This is a genomic window from Pseudomonas parasichuanensis (assembly GCF_021601385.1).
Taxonomy (GTDB): domain Bacteria; phylum Pseudomonadota; class Gammaproteobacteria; order Pseudomonadales; family Pseudomonadaceae; genus Aquipseudomonas; species Aquipseudomonas parasichuanensis.
The window spans coordinates 1-206 of record NZ_BQHO01000131.1; the positions used below are offsets into that span (position 1 = coordinate 1).

1 protein-coding gene is annotated in these 206 nt (G+C 61.2%); it reads left to right on the forward strand.

The window, feature by feature from the left end; all coding sequences use genetic code 11:
• Positions 1-206: immunoglobulin-like domain-containing protein (locus L6D77_RS27250; protein WP_236170255.1), on the forward strand; the 206-nt coding region annotated here is incomplete at both ends.

A 206-nucleotide genomic window follows, 5' to 3' on the forward strand; every position in this document is an offset into this window, starting at 1 on the left:
GGCAGCGCCTCTGGCACCTTCACCATCACCGCCAAGGATGATGTGTACACCGGCGGTCAGCCGAACATCGTCAACAAGATCGAATCCGTCGCCGGTGGCGACAACTTCGAGAAACTGACCCTCGGCGACAATACCGTCACCACCTCGGTTACCGATGAACCGGGCAGCGGCGGCGGTACCGGCACTGGTAACGAAGGCGACAAGGT